General features: G+C 73.0%; 15 protein-coding genes and 1 pseudogene. 3 read left to right on the forward strand and 13 right to left on the reverse strand.

The features are described 5' to 3' along the window. Positions 1 to 1,130: pseudogene (locus AWQ70_RS39855) on the forward strand (hypothetical protein); the annotation flags it as partial. A 102-nt stretch (positions 1,131 to 1,232) separates the two neighbouring features. Here the strand turns inward: AWQ70_RS39855 and AWQ70_RS14210 are convergent. The 12 genes from AWQ70_RS14210 to AWQ70_RS14265 all read right to left on the reverse strand — a co-directional run bounded on the left by AWQ70_RS14210 (position 1,233) and on the right by AWQ70_RS14265 (position 14,507). Continuing rightward, positions 1,233 to 1,628: a hypothetical protein gene (locus AWQ70_RS14210; RefSeq protein WP_067175553.1), complete on the reverse strand. Its 396-nt coding sequence runs from the start codon at positions 1,626 to 1,628 to the stop codon at positions 1,233 to 1,235. Beyond that, positions 1,625 to 2,938, reverse strand: coding sequence for a DUF8832 domain-containing protein (locus tag AWQ70_RS14215; RefSeq protein WP_157530064.1), 1,314 nt, complete (start codon positions 2,936 to 2,938; stop codon positions 1,625 to 1,627). Before AWQ70_RS14215 ends, AWQ70_RS14210 begins: the two co-directional genes overlap by 4 nt. Further along, positions 2,935 to 3,996 (reverse strand): hypothetical protein, encoded by a 1,062-nt coding sequence (locus AWQ70_RS14220; RefSeq protein WP_245646951.1) that lies wholly within the window; start codon positions 3,994 to 3,996, stop codon positions 2,935 to 2,937. Before AWQ70_RS14220 ends, AWQ70_RS14215 begins: the two co-directional genes overlap by 4 nt. 264 nt (positions 3,997 to 4,260) lie before the next feature. Beyond that, entirely contained in the window at positions 4,261 to 6,048 is a 1,788-nt protein-coding gene (locus tag AWQ70_RS14225; protein ID WP_067175561.1) for an FtsX-like permease family protein, read from the reverse strand. A 5-nt stretch (positions 6,049 to 6,053) separates the two neighbouring features. After that, the gene (locus tag AWQ70_RS14230) at positions 6,054 to 6,794 is read right to left on the reverse strand and encodes an ABC transporter ATP-binding protein (protein ID WP_157530065.1); all 741 of its coding nucleotides are present in this window, start codon (positions 6,792 to 6,794) and stop codon (positions 6,054 to 6,056) included. Then, positions 6,791 to 7,324, reverse strand: coding sequence for a PadR family transcriptional regulator (locus tag AWQ70_RS14235; protein ID WP_067175567.1), 534 nt, complete (start codon positions 7,322 to 7,324; stop codon positions 6,791 to 6,793). The genes AWQ70_RS14230 and AWQ70_RS14235 overlap by 4 nt, the downstream gene beginning before the upstream one ends. Before the next feature lie 235 nt (positions 7,325 to 7,559). Continuing rightward, a complete protein-coding gene (locus AWQ70_RS14240; protein ID WP_067175570.1) occupies positions 7,560 to 8,009 on the reverse strand; it encodes a GNAT family N-acetyltransferase in 450 nt (149 codons plus the stop codon). A gap of 135 nt (positions 8,010 to 8,144) precedes the next feature. Next, a complete protein-coding gene (locus tag AWQ70_RS14245; protein ID WP_067175573.1) occupies positions 8,145 to 8,606 on the reverse strand; it encodes a Rieske (2Fe-2S) protein in 462 nt (153 codons plus the stop codon). Positions 8,607 to 8,741: 135 nt separating this feature from the next. Beyond that, positions 8,742 to 9,911 carry an acyl-CoA dehydrogenase family protein gene (locus tag AWQ70_RS14250; protein WP_067175576.1) on the reverse strand — a complete coding sequence of 390 codons (1,170 nt, stop codon included), beginning with the start codon at positions 9,909 to 9,911 and terminating at the stop codon, positions 8,742 to 8,744. Continuing rightward, positions 9,898 to 10,884: a hydroxymethylglutaryl-CoA lyase gene (locus tag AWQ70_RS14255; protein WP_067175579.1), complete on the reverse strand. Its 987-nt coding sequence runs from the start codon at positions 10,882 to 10,884 to the stop codon at positions 9,898 to 9,900. The genes AWQ70_RS14250 and AWQ70_RS14255 overlap by 14 nt, the downstream gene beginning before the upstream one ends. Continuing rightward, on the reverse strand, positions 10,881 to 12,902 hold the full coding sequence (locus AWQ70_RS14260) for an acetyl/propionyl/methylcrotonyl-CoA carboxylase subunit alpha (RefSeq protein ID WP_067175582.1): 2,022 nt from the start codon (positions 12,900 to 12,902) through the stop codon (positions 10,881 to 10,883). The genes AWQ70_RS14255 and AWQ70_RS14260 overlap by 4 nt, the downstream gene beginning before the upstream one ends. 30 nt (positions 12,903 to 12,932) lie before the next feature. Beyond that, on the reverse strand, positions 12,933 to 14,507 hold the full coding sequence (locus AWQ70_RS14265; RefSeq protein ID WP_067175911.1) for a carboxyl transferase domain-containing protein: 1,575 nt from the start codon (positions 14,505 to 14,507) through the stop codon (positions 12,933 to 12,935). A gap of 86 nt (positions 14,508 to 14,593) precedes the next feature. Here AWQ70_RS14265 and AWQ70_RS14270 point away from each other — a divergent pair, with 86 nt between their 5' ends. Continuing rightward, positions 14,594 to 15,190: an SACE_7040 family transcriptional regulator gene (locus AWQ70_RS14270; RefSeq protein WP_067175914.1), complete on the forward strand. Its 597-nt coding sequence runs from the start codon at positions 14,594 to 14,596 to the stop codon at positions 15,188 to 15,190. 52 nt (positions 15,191 to 15,242) lie between these two features. Here AWQ70_RS14270 and AWQ70_RS14275 read toward each other — a convergent pair whose 3' ends face one another. Further along, entirely contained in the window at positions 15,243 to 17,417 is a 2,175-nt protein-coding gene (locus AWQ70_RS14275) for a thiamine pyrophosphate-dependent enzyme (protein ID WP_245646952.1), read from the reverse strand. Between the two features lie 252 nt (positions 17,418 to 17,669). On the opposite strand from AWQ70_RS14275, the gene AWQ70_RS14280 reads away from it, so the two are divergent. Beyond that, positions 17,670 to 18,998, forward strand: coding sequence for a hypothetical protein (locus tag AWQ70_RS14280; protein WP_067175587.1), 1,329 nt, complete (start codon positions 17,670 to 17,672; stop codon positions 18,996 to 18,998). The last annotated feature ends 42 nt before the right edge of the window (positions 18,999 to 19,040 follow it).

The following is a 19,040-nucleotide window of genomic DNA, read 5'->3' on the forward strand; positions in this document are numbered from 1 at the left end:
CCGCCGCCCAGGGCACGCCTGCCGCGCCCGCCGCTCCGGCCCGGCCGGCCGCACCACCCGCGCCGCCCGCGCCGGTGCCGAGCGACTATCCCATGGTCGGCCTGGTGGAGCATCTCTTCCGGGACTGGGACGCGCTGTCCAGGGCCGTCGCCGCGGAGCGGCTGTTCGCCGCCGAGCCGGTCAGCCTCCGGGCGCTCGCCCACCGCCTCAACGTGGACCGCGAGATCCTGTCCCAGGCCCAGCGGGCCGTGGAGGAACGTGTCCTGATGTGGCTGCGCTCCCCTGACTCGGCCGCGCTGACCGGCCACCTGTTCGGCCTCACCGAGTGGCTCGGCACCGCCGCGACGCAGGAGCAGCTCATCGCCGCCGACCCGTCCCACCCCGTGGAGGTCCCGTCCCTGGGGACGCCGCTGTGGCGGGTGCTGGTCACGCTCATGCCCGACCGCCGTCTCCAGGACGGCTGGCTCGTCGTCGGCGACCTCGGCGGTCTGCGCGACAAGACCCGGCAGCTCCTCGCCGCCAAACCCGCCGACACCGACGTCGTCGAGCTGCTCGGCCAGCTCGGCATCCGCCCGCACTCGGCGAAGGCGTGGCTGGACGCGCTGCCCAGCGAGCAGCCGCGTCCCGAGCCGCGGCCCGCCGCCCAGCAGGGCGAGCCCAAGCCGCTCCCGCGCCGTACGCCGGGGGCCAACGGGCACCCCCAGCGGGGCGGCATCCCCGTGCCGTCGCAGGCGGGCAACGGGCCCGACCCGGCGACCGCCCTGGCCGCGCTCAACGCGCTCACCGGCGCCGCCGCGCCGCGCCCGCACCTCGTGCCCAGCCCGCGCACCACGCCCACCAGCCCGTCGTCCGACCCGCGCCGCTGGCAGCGCATCGACGTGACCAGCGGGCACCTGCGGGGCGAGCCGGTCGCGGTTCCCGAGGGGTACGCCGCCCAGCTCGGGATGCGGCCCGGCACGCTGCTGTCGGTCACCGGCCCGGGCGACAACGCGGTCGTGCTCGTCTGGCGCGACCAGCAGCCCGTCTTCGACTCGCTCCAGCCCGTGCTGATGCGGCTGAACGCGCGGCCGGGCGACTCGGTCTACGTGACCGTGGACGGCTACCGCCTGGACGCCCAGCTCACGTCCTGACGACCTCCCGCGGCGGGACGCCCCGGATCTCCTTCGGGCCGGGCTGGGCCTGGAGCAGTCCGTGATCGTGCGATCGCTTCGTATCGACCGTCCCGCCGCCGTCTATTCCGTGATCAGCGTTTTGACGGCGAGTTGCTCCTCGCCCGCGGGGCCGTCGAGGCGGATCGACAGTTCCCAGACGCCGCTCATCGGGAACAGTTCGCCCACGGCCACGAAGCGGCCGGGCTCACGCATGGCGGCCGAGATCTCGGGGGTGGAGTGTCCCATCGCGGCCATGACCGCCGACAGGGCCACGGTGTCGGCGTCGCCCCTGCTCACCTTGATCTCCACGGTGACCCGGCCGGGAGCCGGGTCCGCGATGAAGACGGTGGCGGTGTAGCGGCTGCCCGTGGTGGTCAGGTTGACCGGTTCGGCGGCCGTGCTCCGGCCCACGACGTACAGCGCCACCGCCGCGGTCACGAGCGCGGCCGCGGCCAGCGCGTACCACCTCTTGATCACCTGGCCTCCGGCGCGGTCACGTTCACGGTGAAAGGTACGGTCACGATGCGGTCGGCGGTGGCGTACTGGACCCAGGCGAGGTACCGGCCCGGTTCGGGGAAGCCGAAGGTGAAGCGCACCCGAGATCCCGGGGCGCCCATCTCGTGCACGTGGCCGAAGAAGCCGCCGTCCTGACTGCGTATGAGCAGGTGGCCGGTCATGCCGAGCCAGGCCCGGACGCCGCCGGGGGTGTCCAGTTCGATCGTCGTGGGGCGGCCCGCGACGGGGACGGCGGGGTGGAGCCGCGGCGTGACGGTCGTACCGGCCTGCTTGGCGGGTGCGCCGGTTCTCCCGGACTCCGTGCCCGTGCCGGCCTCTGCCGATGCTCTGGCCGTCCCTCCGACGGTGAAATCCGCGGCGACGAGTTGCCCGCCCGAGTTCTCCCGTTCGAGCTCGGCGTGCGCCAGGTACCGGCCCGGGCGGCCGGCGCTCAGTCTGACCTCCAGGTGCCCGGGCGCCGTGCGCAGGGGGTGCACGTGCCGGAAATACCGCCCGTCCTCGCTGGTGACGACCACATGGGCGAGCGCCTCATGGTGCGCGGTGAGGTCGTCGACCGGCCGCCCGGTCGAGCCGTCGGCGAGATCCACCCGCAGCGTGAACTCCTCCCCCGCCTCCGGCTGTGCCGGGACCGTCTCCATGCGGGCCTGTACGTACGGCCGCCCCTCCGCGGTCGATGTCGTGGGGGCGGGGGCGGCGCCGTCCGGTGGGGGTGCCGGCACCTGCGAATCGAACACGATGACCATGGCGGCGACCGTCACCCCGGCCGCGGCGCCCGCGGCCAGCGCCATCGCCCGTCCCGGCCGGGCTGTCGCCCCGGTCAGCAGGCCGCCCACCAGGAGCACCGCGGCCACGAACAGGCCGCCGTAGATGAGGAATTCGCCTGCCGAGTCGCGTTCGACGAGGACGCGGAACGGGATGACGGCGGTCTCGTTCCCGGCGCTCAGTTTCAGCTCGTGCGGCCCGGTCCGCTCCACCCGGAGCTGCGTGTACTGCGGGTTCGCCGCCGCCCGGGCGGTGCCGGTCACCGTGCGGCCGTCCTCGACCGAGCGGACCTCGAGGCCGATGGGCGGCCCGGACACCGGCTGGTACGCGATGACGCCGATCCGCAGCGGCCCCGGCACCCGGGTTGTTCCTTTGACCACCACGGTCACCTCGGCGCCGGCGATCGTCTGGGCGATGCGCAGGTCCGCTCCCGCCGTGACGGTGTGCGCCGCGGCGGGGGCGGCCAGCGCCAGCACGAGGGCGGCGGCGAGACACAGGACTCGGATCATGCCCGGCCGGCGGCGGCCGCGCCGGGCGGAACCGGCCGGGCGGTGACCGCGTCGGGCAGGAACAGCGCCCCGAGCGCCAGCCCGATCAGGCCGGCGACGACCGGCGCGCCGGTCCACAGTTCGGGCACGGAGGGCAGGCCGCCCCCGGTGGCCGAGGCGACCCCGATGTACAGCGACCAGGTGACGAAGGCCGACAGCCCGGCGAAGGTCCAGTAGGCGGCGCGGCGCTCACCCGACGGCCGCAGCCGGCGGATCAGCAGGTCGCTCACGAACCCGGCGGCCACGAACGACAACAGGATCGGCACGTTGCGGAACGCCGTCTGGGCGCCCGGCATGAGCGCCATGATCGTGTACATGACGGTCACCGAGCCGAACGGCAACAGCCAGCGGCGCACCAGGAGCAGCACCGGGCTGAGCATGACGACGTTGGTGACGACCATCGCGACGGCCACCCGATCGGCGCCAGGGCCGACAGGTCTGGGGCCGGCGCCTCGATCCTGCGCCATGGAGAACGCCTGGACGACTGCCTGGGGCCGGTACTGCAAGGCGTCGCCGTACGACAGGAACAGCGACACCAGCGTGGTGGCGAACGCGAGCCCGATCAGCGCGGGCAGCAGGCGGCCGAGCGAGGGCCGGGCGCCGACATCGGGGGCGTTCCACGCCGAGCGCAGCGGTGTCGTGATCATGAGCATCATCGTCACGATGAGGCCGAGGTGTGACGGGCTGAACAAGATGTCGATGGTCGTCTCGATGCCGAGGACGGTGTGCCACACCATGTCGGCGAATCCGAAGGCGGCGAACGCGGGAATCGCTGCCAACCCGGCGAGATAGCCGGTGGGGACGGCCGCGAGCCCCTGCCGTCCGCCGCGGGCGTTGCGCCACACCTGCCAGATGATCCAGCCGGAGACCACGACGAAGCCGGAATAGAACACCGCATGCCATGGAGTGAAGAACGTCTCCAACTGCGCCAGATTGCTGTGCGCCCAGGCGTCGATCATCAGTCCGACCCCGAACCAGATTCCGAGCAGCGCCGTGACCAGGTCTGTCCTGGGGGACACCCATCCGCGGGGCTCCCCCGTGTCCACCAATAATCGCCGAATGCCGGCAGCGTCAGATGCCACGTCGTGCTTCCTTCCGGTCGATCGAATCGTTAGGACGCCGGTGGGCCGGGTGCCCGTCGGCGAACGCGGGTGAGGCGGACGAGGTCTCCGCGGGTCCTGCCTTCACTGGCGTAGTCAACTCGATACGGCGAGTGTCGTGGGGTCGTTATGCGGCCTCGGTCTGCCGAGCACCGCTCCTGCGACGCCTGCCGAGCGGGCCGATCACGCTGTTTCGGCGTTGAGGGTCTGTGCGACGGGCAGGCGGGCCGCCAGGCGTGCGGGCAGGGCGGTGAGTGCCGCCGTCGCCAGGAGGGTCGCGAGTACGGCGCCGATCAGCCAGGAGGAGGGGGGTTCCGCCGGATTCCCGGCGGAGAAGAGCGAGAGCAGGCCGACGCCCAGAGGGACGCCGATGACGGCACCGGGCAGGCCGGGCAGGAGTTGGGCGACGGACAGCCCCGCGGAGATCTGCCCTGGGGTGGCGCCGAGTGCACGTGCGATGGCCATGTTCGCCCGGGCCTCCATCGCCGTGGTCCAGGTGAGCGTGATGGTGTTCACGACGGCGAGCGCGATCAGCAGGACGGTGATCGCGAGCAGCAGTCGGCGGTCGTGAACGTCTCGCAGGTTGGGCAGGGCGGAGGAGCCACCGAGGCCGTAGCCTCGCTCCGGCTGGGCGTAGAGGGTCAGCAGGGCGACGATCGCGATCACCGTGGTGGCGGTGGAGCACGCCTGCAGCACGGCGCGGCCCGGCCGGCGGGCGGTCAGCCGCAGCCCGAGCAGCAGCGGCGTGGGCAGCAGCGCGGACAGCGCGGTGAGCCAGGGTCGGTGACGGGGCTGGTGCGCGGTGGCGGTCAGCGCCGTGACGGTCGCCGTGCGCATGGCCCGCAACGTGGGACGCAGCGTGGACAGCACCCCCACCGCCACGGCGAGGACGGTCGCCGCTGCGACGGTGGCACCGCCGGGCCCGGCCGCGTCGCCGATCCGGCTGGCGGTGGGACTGGCGATGATGGGCACGGTCAGGCGGGCGATCACCAGCCCCAGCGCGTCGCCGGCCAGTGCCAGCGCCAGGTACTCGGTGAGCAGGACGGTGGCGATCAGCCCCGGGGTGGCGCCGACGGCCTTGAGCAGGCCGGCCCGTCGCGTCTGCTCGACGGCGCGCCCCGCGGCCAGCGCCGCCACTCCGGTGACGGCCAGGAAGCCGAGCAGCCAGCTACCGACGACCAGGATGGGCTGGCTGTCCCTGAGGATGACCATGTCCTGCTCGGCCGTGAACCGCCAGGAGCGGAAGTTGGTCACGGTGGAGGCACGGTGGGCGTCGAGGAAGGCCTCGGTCGCGGCGGGGTCGCGCAGCTTGAGGTCCAGGGCCGAGGTCACCGGGAGATCGTGGGACGACGCCAGGGTCCGGGCATCCGATCGGGTCATCCAGGCCAGGCCGCTGTAGTCGCTGGGACCACCACCCGGGCCGATCTGCGCCGCCCAGGGGTAGATGGAGGTGGCCGCGGTGACGGCGATCCCGACGACGGGGTACGACCGGCCGGCGACGGTGACGCGGTCGCCGACGCCGACGCCCAGCGCGGTGGCGAAGCCGCGTTCGAGGACCGTGCCGCCGGAGCGTACCCAACGGCCCGAGGTCACCAGCGGCCGGTTGACCGCGCCGGGCGTCTCGGCGAAGCCCTGCACCACCACTGGTGACGAGATGGAATCGCGCGTGGTGAGCTCGGCGTAGACGATGCGATAGGGGCCATGGTGGGCGATCACTTCGGGAGCGTCCGCCAGCGAGGCCAGAGCCGAGGTCACGGCGGGGCCTGAGTCGCCGGAGAGTGCCACCACGTCCGGCCCCGCGGTGGCCGCGCGGGTCTGCTCGTACAGCGCGTCGCTCACGCCGCGCAGGGACAGGCCCAGGGCCATCGTGGCGGTGGCCACGGTCACCGCGAGCAGGAGCATCGCGGCCTGGGCCTTGTGCCGGCGCACGTCGGCCAGCACGAGGCGGACGGTGAGCACGATGGGACCCATGGCGTTCAGTCCTCCGGCCCGATCAGGCCGCCGAGCCATCCCGTTCCGGTGCCGGCCAGCCGGGTGTCGTCGACGAACATCCCGTCGCGCATCGAGACCAGCCGGTCCGCGGTGGCCGCGACCCGCTCGTCATGCGTGACGATCACGAGGGTCTGCCCCGCGGCACGCAGGTCCTCGAAGATCCTCAGCGCGTCCAGTGTCGCCGCGGTGTCGAGGTTGCCGGTCGGCTCGTCGGCCATGACGACCAGCGGGTCGTTGACCAGCGCGCGGGCGATCGCGACCCGCTGACGCTGCCCGCCGGACAGCTGCGACGGCAGATGCCGGGCGCGGGCGTCGAGTCCGACCCGCTCCAGCAGGGAGTGCGCGCGCCGCCTGGCCTCGCGCGGCGAGCGTCCGGCCAGCAGTGCGGGCAGCTCCACGTTCTCGGCCGCCGACAACTCCTCCACCAGATGGAAGGCCTGGAAGACGAAGCCCACCGACCGGCGCCGCAGCCGTGCCAGAGCCCGCTCGCCGAGGGTGTCGATGCGCTGACCGGCCAGCCACACCTCTCCGTCGCTGGGCCGCTCCAGGCCGCCCAGCAGGTGCAGCAGGGTGGATTTCCCGCAACCGCTGGGCCCCATCACCGCCAGCATCTGACCCTCGGGCACCTCCAGGTCGACGTCGTCGACCGCCCGGACCCGGCCCTGCCCCCGGCCATGCTGCTTCACCAGGCCGTGGGCCCGAACCACGGCACTCGACACGTTCATGCACCCTCGGATTCGTCGTCGACCTTGGACCAGGCCCGCTCGCAGGCGTCCAGCCAGCGCAGGTCCGCCTGCAGCCGCAGCACGACCCCTTCCAGCAGCAGGGCGGCGGCCGATCCCGCCGGCTCGGCCAGCGCCGCGTGCTGCGCCTCACGCAGACGGCGCAGCAGCTCACGGCGTTGCGCCGCCACGAGCTGCATCGGATCGGCGAGCCGGGCCGCCGCGGCCGCGACGAGCTTGAGATGGAACTCCGCCAGGTCCGGCTTCGGCCAGCCCACTTCGGTCAGCCAGGCGGCCACCCGCTGCTGCCCGGCCGGCGTCAGCGCGTAGACCTTGCGCTCCGGCCGCTCGGGAAGCCCGTCCGCCCGCTCACAGACGACGAGGCCCGCCTTCTCGAGCCGGGCCAAGGTCACATAGATCTGACCGGGATTCATCGACTCGCCCAGCGGGCCGAGACTCTGCCGCAGCCGAGTGCGCAGGTCGTACCCGTGCGACGGTTCTTTGGCGAGCATCGCCAGCACTGCGTCCTGCACTCCACCCCCTAACGGTTAGCCAATAGATAGCGGTTAGCTGTTGAAGGTGTCAAAAAGCCGCACCTGGTGATCTCCCGGACCGGCCCGCCGCCGGTTGATGGACGAGAGGGAGGCGGAACCCGCCGAAGCGACCTGACATGACAGCCGGAAACCCGTATGACGAGGCTCGTCCGGCAGCCGAAGTGCCACGGTGAGGCCCGCCCCGCGGGATGGGGACACTCGGTCGCGACGCGTGTCAGGGTCGCGTGGGCGGCGTGAGCATCTTGCGGTAGTACGTGGCCGAGACGTCGAAGCCGAGCGCGCCGAAGAACCCGGCGGCGCGGCGGGTGGCCAGCGCCATGTATCCGGCGTCGCGTGAGCGCGCCCAGCTCTCGAACTCCTCCAGAAGCCTGCGCCCGATGCCGTGACGGCGGAAGTTCCGCTCGATGATCGCCTCCTCGACCCAGGCGACCCGGCCGTTGGCGAAGAGCGTGAGATGTGTGAAGCCGAGGAGGTAGCCGCGTACGGTGCCGTCCACGGTGGCGACCAGGAGCAGCGCGTCCTCGTTCTGGAGAAGCTGCGGCAGCGCGGCGTCGAAGGCGGCGCGTTCCGGGCGGAACGACAGCGCGAACTCGCGGGCGAGCGCGAAGATCTCGTCCGCGTCGCTCTTGTCCGCCCTCCGGAGCCGGAGATCACCAGTCGTCATGGGTAGGACTCTAGATTTACCGGGGCGAATACGTCCATCACCCAATCGAATCCCCGACTGTGCCGTGTCACCCCGTGCTTCGAGCCCGCCGGCCGTTCCCCTGGGCGGAACGGCCGAGCCTCGGGACGGGGCTCCTCAGGCCAGGGTGACGGTGTCGCCGTCGGCGGAGATCGCGACCTCGGCGAGGCCCTTCTTGGCGGGGCCGCTCTTCGGGGAGCCGTCGGCGATGGCGAAGGTCGAGTTGTGGCAGGGGCACACGATGAGCCCGCCCTTGACCCGCTGCACCGGGCACCCCTGGTGCGGGCAGACGGTGCTGTACGCCTTGAAGGTGCCGGCCTCCGGCTGGACGACCACGACCTTCTCGGCCTTGAGGACCACGCCGCCGCCGACCGGAATGTCGGACTTCTTGGCCAGCGCCCCGGCCGGGGCCGGGGCCGGGTTCGCCTCACCCGCACCCGCGCCCGCGGCCTCCCCTCCGGCCGGGGTCGCGGTCGCGGTGGTCGTTTCGGCGCCGGACGAGCACGCCGTGACGGCCGCGCCCACTCCCGCCAGGGCGGCCGCGCTCAGGGCGTGGCGGCGGGTGACGTTTCTGTCCACGGTGCTGCCTTTCTCGGGTCGGGTCGGGTCTCCCACCCAACCAGTACCACCAGGCCAAATACGTCACCCCGGCCCCTTTTCTAAGGATTTATTAAGTACCTGGAGACCCAGGCCCCGGCCGGTGTCCGGGCCGCGTCAGGCGCCGGGGACGCCCATCTCTCGGGCGATCAGCATCCGCTGGACCTCGCTGGTGCCCTCGCCGATCTCCAGGATCTTGGCGTCCCGGTAGAAGCGGCCCACCGGATACTCGTTCATGAAGCCGTACCCGCCGAAGATCTGGGTGGCGTCGCGCGCGTTGTCCATCGCCGCGTTCGAGGCGACCAGCTTGGCGATCGCCGCCTCCTTCTTGAACGGCAGGCCCGCCAGCATCCGCTCGGCCGCGTGGTGGTAGGCGAGCCGCGCGGTGTGCGTCCGCACCTCCATGTCGGCGATCTTGAACTGGATGGCCTGGTAGCGGTTGATCTCCCGGCCGAACGCCACCCGCTCCCCCGCGTACCGCAGCGACTCGTCCACGCAGCCCTGGGCGAGCCCGACCGACAGGGCCGCGATCGCCACCCGGCCCTCGTCGAGCGTCTGGAGGAACTGGGCGTACCCCCGGCCACGCTCTCCGAGGAGGTTCTCCTCGGGGACCCGGCAGTCGGAGAAGGACAGTTCACGGGTGTCGCTGGCCGACCAGCCGACCTTGGAGTACTTCTTCGACACCGTGAATCCGGGCGTCCCGGCCGGCACGAGGATCGTGCTGATCTCCGGCACCGTGCGGCCGCCGCGCTCGCGATGGCCGGTGATCGCGGCGACGCCGACCACGCCGGTGATGTCGGTCCCCGAGTTCGTGATGAACGCCTTGGACCCGTTGATCACCCACTCGCCGCCGTCCAGCGTCGCCGTCGTGCGCATCCCGCCCGGCACGTCGGTGCCGCCGCCGGGCTCGGTCAGCCCGAACGCGCCGAGCATCTCGCCCGTCGCCAGCCGCGGCAGCCACCGGGCCTTCTGCTCGGCCGTGCCGAACCGCAGGATCGGCATCGCGCCCAGCGACACCGCGGCCTCCAGCGTGATGGCGACCGAGGAGTCCACCCGGGCCAGCTCCTCCAGCGCGAGGCACAGGGCGAAGTAGTCGCCGCCCATGCCGCCGTACTCCTCCGGGATCGGCAGCCCGAACAGCCCCATCGCGCCCATCTTGGCGACGATGTCGTACGGGAACTCGCACCGCTCGTAGTAGTCCCCGATCACGGGGGCGACCACCTCGCGGGCGAACCGGGCCACCGACTCTCGCAACTCCGCGTACTCATCGTGCTCAACGTCGAGCATCTCGCGCTCCTTCTCGCCTCTGCCGATCGCTCTCGCCCGGCGTCAGGGCCCGCACCACGCGGGACTCGCTGGGACGCCCGAGCCGCTCCGCCATCCACACGCTGGTCTCCACCAGGGACGTGAGGTCCACGCCCGTCTCCACGCCGAGGCCGTCCAGCATCCAGACCAGGTCCTCGGTGGCGAGGTTCCCCGTGGCGCTCTCGGCGTACGGGCAGCCGCCGAGGCCGCCCGCGGAGGCGTCCACCACGGTGACGCCCTTGGTGAGCGCGGCGAGCGTGTTCGCCAGCGCCTGGCCGTACGTGTCGTGGAAGTGGACGGCGAGCCGCTCCGGCCCGACGCCCGCCGCCGCGAAACCGTCGAGCAGCGCCGCGACGTGGCCCGGGCTGGCGACCCCGATCGTGTCGCCGAGGGACAGCTCGAAGCAGCCGAGGCCGAGGAGCCGGACGCCGGCCCGCACGACCTGCTCGACCGGGACCGCGCCCTCCCACGGGTCGCCGAAGCACATGGACAGGTACGCCCGGACGCGGACGCCGTGCGCGAGGGCGCGCTCGACCACGGGGGCGAACATGTCGAACTGCGACTCCAGCCCCTGGTTGAGGTTGCGCCGGGCGAACGTCTCCGTGGCGCTGCCGAAGATCGCGATCTCGGTCACGCCGCGTTCCAGCGCCCGGTCCAGCCCGCGCTCGTTGGGCACGAGCACGGGGTAGCGGACGCCGGGCGCGGGGTCGAGCAGGTCGAGCAGCTCCGCGGCGTCGGCGAGCTGGGGCACCCACTTGGGGTGGACGAAGCTGGTGGTCTCGATCCGGGTCAGCCCCACCCGGCCCAGCCGGGCCACGAACTCCGCCTTGACCTCGACCGGGACGATCGCGGCCTCGTTCTGCAGGCCGTCCCTCGGGCCCACCTCGTGGATGGTGACCCGGGCGGGCAGCCCGTCCAGCCGGTACGTCCCGTATCTGGGGGTTCCTGTCGTCATGGTGTGCTCCCGTCGGGCTCCACCCGGGCCAGGACGCCGTCGAGCTCGACGGACTGGCCGATCCGGACCGCCAGCTCGGTGACGACGCCGTCCACCGGGGCCGGCACCGAGTGCTCCATCTTCATCGCCTCGACCACGACGAGCGGTTGGCCCGCGCTCACCCGGTCGCCGACCTCGGCCTTGACCACGAGGACGGTGCCGGGCATCGGGCTGCGGACCACGCCGTCGGCCGCCCCGCCGCCCCGGACGCGGTCGCCCGGGTCGCCCAGCTCGTGCCGGACGACCGGCCAGACCAGGCCGTCGCGCCCGAGCCACAGGACGCCGCGCGCCTCGTCCCAGGCGACGACGTGCCGCAGCGTCGTGTGGTCGAGGGTGACCGCGATCTCGTCCGAGCCGCGCCGGCTCAGCGACGCCGAAAGTGAATGGCCGTTAACATCCACTTCCGCGGCGCCGGCCAGGCCGCGCACCCGGACGTCCACGGCGTCGCCCTGGGACTCCAGCCGGTAGCCGGTCCACGCGTGCTCGCCGATCCGCCAGCCGTCCGCCACGTCCCAGGGATCGCCGCGCTCGGCACCGCGTTCCGTCCGGGAGTGGAAGAGCAGCGCGGCGGCCACGAGCGCGTCCAGCGGCAGCGGCTCCCCGCTCAGGCCGCCCTCCGGCCCCTCCTCCCGGAGCAGGCGCTCGACCAGCCCGGTGTCCAGGTGCCCGGCGGCGACCTCGGGCCGCGCGACCAGCCCGCGCAGGAACCCGATGTTGGTCGTCACCCCGAGGATCGCTGTCGAGGCCAGCGCCCGGTCGAGCGCCCGCAGCGCCCCCGCCCGGTCGGGCGCCCAGGCCACGACCTTCGACAACATCGGGTCGTAGTCGCCGCCCACCGTCGTGCCCTCGGCCAGCCCCGAGTCGACGCGTACGGCGCGGCCCTCCCGGGGCTCGCGCAGCGCCAGGACCCGCCCGCCGGTGGGCAGGAAGCCCCGCGCCGGGTCCTCGGCGTACACGCGGGCCTCGACGGCGTGGCCGGTCAGGCGCACGTCGTCCTGGCCGAACGGCAGCGGCTCGCCCGCGGCGATCCGCAGCTGCAGCTCGACGAGGTCGAGCCCGGTCACCATCTCGGTCACGGGGTGCTCGACCTGGAGCCGGGTGTTCATCTCCATGAAGTGGTACGGCGGCCCCGCCTCGGGCGTGCCGGCGTCCGCCCACCCGGCGCCCTGGACGATGAACTCCACCGTGCCCGCGCCTACGTAGCCGACCGCCCGCGCCGCCTCGACCGCGGCGGCGCCCATCCGGGCCCGCGTCGCGGGGTCGAGCAGCGGCGAGGGGGCCTCCTCGACGATCTTCTGATGCCGCCGCTGGAGGCTGCACTCGCGCTCGCCCAGGTGGACGGCGTTCCCGTGCGCGTCGGCCATGACCTGGATCTCGATGTGCCGGGGGTTCGCGACGAACCGCTCGACCAGCAGCGTGCCGTCCCCGAACGCGGCGAGCGCCGTACGGCGGGCCGACGCGATCGCCTCGGGCAGCTCGTCCGCCGACCGCACCAGGACCATGCCCTTGCCGCCGCCGCCCGCGGACGGCTTGATCAGCACGGGGAAGCCGATGGCGCGGGCGGCCCCGGCGAGGTCGTCGGCGGGCTCGGCGCCTCCGGGGACGACCGGCACGCCCGCCGCCGCGACCGTGGCCTTGGCCCGGATCTTGTCGCCCATCGCCTCGATCGCCTCCGGCGGCGGGCCGACGAAGACCAGGCCGGCCTCCGCGCACCGCCGGGCGAACGCCCCGCTCTCCGCGAGGAACCCGTAGCCCGGGTGGACGGCCTCCGCGCCCGTGCTGAGCGCGGCGGCGACCACCCCCTCGACGTCGAGGTAGCCGCCCGGAAGCCGGACGGCCAGGTCGGCCTCGCGTACGTGCCGGGCGTCCCGGTCCGCGTCGCTGTACACGGCGATCGGGCGCACGCCCATCGCCCGCAGCGTACGGATGATCCTGACCGCGATCTCGCCGCGGTTGGCGATCAGCACGGAGCCGAACACGCCGTCACCTCCTCTCCACGGTCACGCCGCTCACATCCGGAAGACGCCGTACCCGACCGGGTCGAGCGGGGCTCCGGCCGCCGCCGACAGGGCCAGGCCGAGGACGGTTCGGGTGTCCACGGGGTCGATCACCCCGTCGTCCCACAGCCTCGCGGTCGAGTAGTAGGGGTTTCCCTGGTGCTCGTACTGGGCGCGGATGGCGTCCTGATCCGCGCTCCCCACCGTGGTCAGCACGTTCGCGGCCTGCTCGCCGCCCATGACCGAGATGCGGGCGTTCGGCCACATCCACAGGAAGCGCGGCGAGTACGCCCGCCCGGCCATGGCGTAGTTGCCCGCGCCGAACGACCCGCCGATGATCACCGTGAACTTGGGCACCCGCGCGCAGGCGACGGCGGTGACCATCTTGGCCCCGTGCTTGGCGATGCCGCCCGCCTCGTACGCCCGTCCGACCATGAACCCGCTGATGTTCTGCAGGAACACCAGCGGGATCGACCTGCGGTCGCACAGCTCGATGAAGTGCGCGCCCTTCAGCGCCGACTCCGAGAAGAGGATGCCGTTGTTGGCGACGATCCCCACCGGATGGCCGTGGATGCGCGCGAACCCCGTGACCAGGGTCGGGCCGTACTCCGCCTTGAACTCCAGGAACCGGCTGCCGTCCACGACGCGGGCGACGACCTCGCGCACGTCGTACGGCGTGCGCGTGTCCTGCGGCACGATGCCGTACAGCTCGCGCGGGTCGTACGCGGGCGGCTCGGACGGGACGGTCTGCCAGGACCGCGCCGTGCGCGGCGGCAGCGTGGCCACGATGTCGCGGACGATGCGCAGCGCGTGGGCGTCGTCCTCGGCGAGGTGGTCGGTCACGCCGCTGGTCCTGGCGTGGACCTCGCCGCCGCCGAGCTCCTCGGCGGTGACGGTCTCGCCGGTCGCCGCCTTCACCAGCGGCGGCCCGCCCAGGAAGATCGTGCCCTGGTTCCTGACGATCACGGCCTCGTCGCTCATCGCCGGGACGTACGCGCCGCCGGCGGTGCAGGAGCCGAGGACGGCCGCGATCTGCGCGATGCCGCGCGCGGACATGGTGGCCTGGTTGTAGAAGATCCGTCCGAAGTGCTCGCGGTCGGGGAACACCTCGTCCTGTTTGGGCAGGAACGCGCCGCCCGAGTCGACGAGGTAGACGCACGGCAGGTGGTTGTCGAGGGCGACCTCCTGGGCCCGCAGGTGCTTCTTGACGGTGAGCGGGTAGTACGTGCCGCCCTTCACCGTGGCGTCGTTGGCGACCACGACCACCTCGCGGCCGGACACCCGGCCGATGCCGGTGATGATGCCGGCCGCGGGCGCCTGCCCGTCGTAGAGGCCGTCGGCCGCGAGCGGCGACAGCTCCAGGAACCTGCCGCCCGGGTCGAGCAGCGCGTCCACCCGGTCTCTGGGCAGCAGCTTGCCCCGGGCGACGTGCCGCTCCCTGGAACGCGGCGGCCCGCCCTCCGCGGCGGCGGCCAGCCGCTGCCGCAGCTCGGCGGCCGACCGCTCGCCCGCCTCCGCGTTCCGCTTGTACGGCTCGCCGCCCGGATCACAGGCGCTGCGCAGCACCGGCCACGGGTTCGGCTCCATGCCGTCCACCTCCGGCAAGTTAATGGTCGCTAACACCATCCGCGATGTTAGTCACCATTAACCGTGCTCGTCTACCATTGCGTCGCATGACGGCTCCTCGTACCCCTACCCGCAACCGGCGCGCCGAGATACTCCGGGCGGCGGCCGAGCTGTTCGCGGCACGCGGGTTCCACGGGGTGTCCATCGAGGACATCGGCTCCGCCGTCGGCGTCTCCGGGCCCGCGATCTACCGCCACTTCAGCGGCAAGGAGGCGCTTCTCAGCGAGATCCTGCTCGACATCAGCGAGCGGCTGCGCGAGCAGGGCGCCCGCCTGGTCACCGCGCCGGACGCCCCCGCCGCCGGCGCGTACGCGCGGGCCGCGCTGGACGCGCTGCTGCGCGGGCACATCGACTTCGCACTGGCGAACCCGGCGCTGATCCGGGTGCACGAGCGTGAGCTGGACAACATGCCGGAGCCGGACCGCCGCCGCGTCCGACGCCTCCAGCGGCTGTACGTCGAGGAGTGGGTGACGGTGCTGAGCGAGCTGTATCCCGCCTGTCCCCCGGCGCGGCTGCGCGCCGCGACCCACGCGGTCTTCGGGCTGCTCAACTCGACGCCGCGCAGCGCGGGCGAGTTGCCGCCGGAGGCCATGGCCCCGCTGCTGCACGGGATGGCGGTCGCCTCCCTGGACGTACTGGCCTGACCGCGCGCCTGGACGTACTGGCCTGACCGCGCGGCCGGGAGGCCAGCCGGACTCAGGCGAGGAGCTTGCGGGCGGCCTGCTCGATGTCGGCCTCCGACAGCAGCACCGTGTCGGCGGCGGCGCCCAGCGGGATGAAACTGTCCTGGGAGGCCACCCGCGCGATCTGCCCGGTGAAGCCGCCCTCGACCAGCGCGGTGATCACGCTCTCGGACACGCCGCCGCTGCGCCGGGTCTCGTCGGCGACCAGCACCTTGCCGGTCAGCTCGGCCGCGCGGAGCAGGTCCTCCACCGGGAGCGGGGACAACCAGCGCAGGTCGAGCACCCGGCAGCCCATCCCCTCGGCGGTGAGCCTGACCGCCGCACGCAGGCTCATCCGCACCCCGTTGCCGAAGGTGACGATCGTCAGGTCGCGGCCGTCGCCGTACGAGCGGGCCCGGCCGATCGGGACGTGCGTCTCCGCCCAGCGGGCCGGCGGCGCGTACGGCGCGAGCCAGCCGTCGTCGCCCTCCTCCAACAGGTCGCGCGTGTGGTAGAGGGCGATGGGTTCGAGGAAGACGCAGACCCGGCCGTCGGCGCGGGCTGCGGCGAGGCAGGTGCGCAGCATGGACGCGGCGTCGTCCGGCCGCGCGGGCGAGGCCACGACCACGCCGGGGATGTCGCGCAGCGCCGCGACCGAGTTGTCGTTGTGGAAGTGGCCGCCGAACCCCTTCTGGTAGGCGTATCCGGGGACGCGGACGACCATCGGGTTGCGGTAGGCGCCCCGCGAGAAGAACTGCAGCGACGACGCCTCGCCGCGGATCTGGTCCAGCGCGTTGTGCAGGTAGGCGAGGTACTGGATCTCGGGCACCGGGAGCAGGCCCGACACGCCCGCACCGAGGGCCAGCCCGAGGATGGACTGCTCGTCCAGCAGCGTGTCGAAGACCCGCTCCGCGCCGAACTTGCGCAGCAGGCCCCGGCTGACGCCGTACACGCCGCCCTTCCTGGCGACGTCCTCGCCGAACAGCAGGACGCCGGGATCGAGCGCCATCGCGTCGGCGAGCGTCCGGTTGATCGCCTGGGCGAGCGTGATCGGCCCCTCCCCCTCGGGCGGCGTGCCGAAGACCCGTTCCCGTACGGCGAGGGCCGCGGACCTGGCGGCCTCGGCGGCCACCTTCTGCGGGCGGGCGGGGGCGAGCGGGGCCATCACCTCGGTCGCGGAGGTGAGGCGGGGCCGCCGCGTGCACTCCATCGCGAGCTTGAGCACGTGCTCGCGCTCGGCCTCGTAGCGCGCGATCAGCTCGTCGGGCTCGGCCAGGCCGGCCTCGACGAGCAGCCGCGCCGTGCCGAGGAGCGGGTCGTGCTCCAGGTCCGCGGCGATCTCCTTGCGGGTCCGGTACGCGATCTCGACGTCGGAGCCGGCGTGCCCCATCAGGCGCACCGTGCGGATGTGCAGGAACGCGGGGGCGCGGGTGGCGCGCACGTGGTCGGCGGCGGCGCGGGCCACGTCATGGATGTCGGCGAGGTCGCATCCGTCGGCGTGGAAGTATTCGAGCAGCGGGTGCCGGGCCGCCTCGACCCAGCCCTGCGGGGTCCGCACGCTGATCCCGAGCCCGTTGTCCTCGCAGACGAACAACACCGGGAGCTGGAGCCCCCGGTACGCGCCGTAGGCGGCGGTGTTGAGCCCGCTCAGCGCGGACGCGTGGTTGACGGTGGCGTCGCCGAAGCTGCACACCGCGATCGCGTCGGCGGGCCAGTGCGACGGCGCGCCGAGGAGCCTGGCGCGGTCGATCGCGAACCCGACGCCGACCGCGCGCGGCAGATGGCTGGCGATCGTGGACGTCTGGGGGATCACCGCGAGGTCCGGATGGCCGAAGACCTTGTGCCTGCCTCCGGCGACGGGCTCCTCGGTGGAGGCGCTGAGCCCGAGGAGCACGTCGCGCAGCCCCTCCTCGGGCAGCCGGCCCGCCTGTGCGGAGCGTTCGAGGTAGAACGCGCCCGAACGGTAGTGCAGCAGCGCCGGGTCGGTCGGGCGCAGCGCGGCGGCGACGGCCGCGTTGCCCTCGTGCCCCGAGGAGCCGATCGTGTAGAAGCCCTCGTTCCGCTCGCGCAGCACCCGCGCGGCGACGTCCAGGAGCCGGCTGCCGAGCTGGACCTCGAACAGCTCCCTGCACCGCCTGCCCGTCAACGTCGTGCCCGGCCGTACGGGCTGGGCGGGGTCGATGGAGGTTCCGGGGCTCAGGGCGCCCACAGCCTCGATGAAATGGGTCTCAACAGTGTCGCGGGGCACAAGGCCGATTATGGCTCCAGGACACCCGCGCCGTCCGCAACAGCGGTGACTATGTTGACGTCTTGTTGTCGGAACCGCCCGAACGACACCAATCGATAACGAGTCGCGCTGGTGACTCAACCATCCACAAGGGTTGACCGTCTACTGGTAAAGGAATGACGTGGCACCCTCAAAGCCGCGTTCAACCCACCGGGGAAGGATGGTTCACCCGAGATGTTGAAACGCATCAGCGCCGTAGCCGCGGCGCTGGCGATCGGCGGCGTGGCGTTCGTCGCCGCGCCGGCCGGCGCGACCGCGGCACCCGCGGCGCCCACCGCGCTCCAGGCGTCACCCGACCCCGTCGTCGTGAGCGACGGCGGGGGCAGGACCGCGACGTTCGGCTTCACCGCCGGCGAGGGCACGGGCTCAGCCAGGCTCGTGGACCCCAGCGGCAAGAACGTCCCCCTCACCGTGAGCGGCGGGCCCGCCTACACCGCGAGCTACACGTTCAAGTTCAGCGACGAGCCGGGCGCCTGGAAGCTGGTGGCCGCGGCCACCAAGGACGGCGCCACCGCCGAGTCCAGCCGGGCGTTCTCCGTCCACTGGATCACCGACCTGGACTTCTCCGCCTCTCCCGACGTCGTCGACCGGGGCGGGCGGGTCTGGCTGAGCGGCGCCCTGAAGTACAGGGAGGGCGGCGCCTGGAAGGCCTACGACAAGCAGTCCGTCCGCATCGCCTTCAAGCCGGTCGGCGGCTCGTACGGCACGGTCAGGACGGTCACCACCGACGGCTACGGCCGGTTCCGGGTCGCGCAGAACGTGGACAGGTCCGGCTGGTGGCGGGCCGAGTACGCCGGCTCCGCCGAGACGGAGGGCACGGTCAGCGACAGCGACCGCGTCGACGTCAGGGAGCGGGCGCGCACGTCCCGCGTCTCGTTCGACGCCTCTCCCGAGCCGGTGAACGTGGGCGGCACGCTGCGCCTGCGCGGCAAGGTCGAGGCGGGCGCGTGGAGGAGCTGGGACCCGGTCCGGGGCGCCAAGGTCGACCTGCTGTTCAAGGCCGACGGCTCCTACTCCTGGCGGCGGGTGACCTCGGCGTGGACCGGCCGTGACGGCGGGTTCGCCGCCGACGTGACCGCGAACGCGTCCGGCTGGTGGCGGGCCGAGTACGCCGGGCGGTCCGGCCTGCGCGGCTCGTACGCGGACGACCACGTCGAGGTCGTGCGGCCCCAGCCGCAGCCCCCGGCCTCGCTGGACACCCGCGTGATCTCGTTCGACGCCTACCCCGAGCCCGTGCGGTACGGCAGGTACCTCTCCTTCAAGGGCAAGCTGCAGGCGTGGGACGGCCACTGGACCGGATACGGCCACCAGAAGGTGACCGTGTGGTTCAAGACGAAGCACGGCTCCTGGAAGTACGTGAAGAGCACCTGGACCAACGGCTCCGGCAAGTTCTGGACCAAGACCAAGGCGACGAGGTCCGGCTACTGGAAGGTCGTCTTCGCCGGCAACGACGAGGCCGACGGCTCCTCCAGCGCCAGGGACTGGGTCCGCGTCAGGCGCTGACGTCCGCGCTCTGATCGTCCGGTCTCCCGGATGACGCGGCGG

It is taken from the genome of Microtetraspora niveoalba, assembly GCF_001570405.1.
Lineage (GTDB): Bacteria > Actinomycetota > Actinomycetes > Streptosporangiales > Streptosporangiaceae > Microtetraspora > Microtetraspora niveoalba.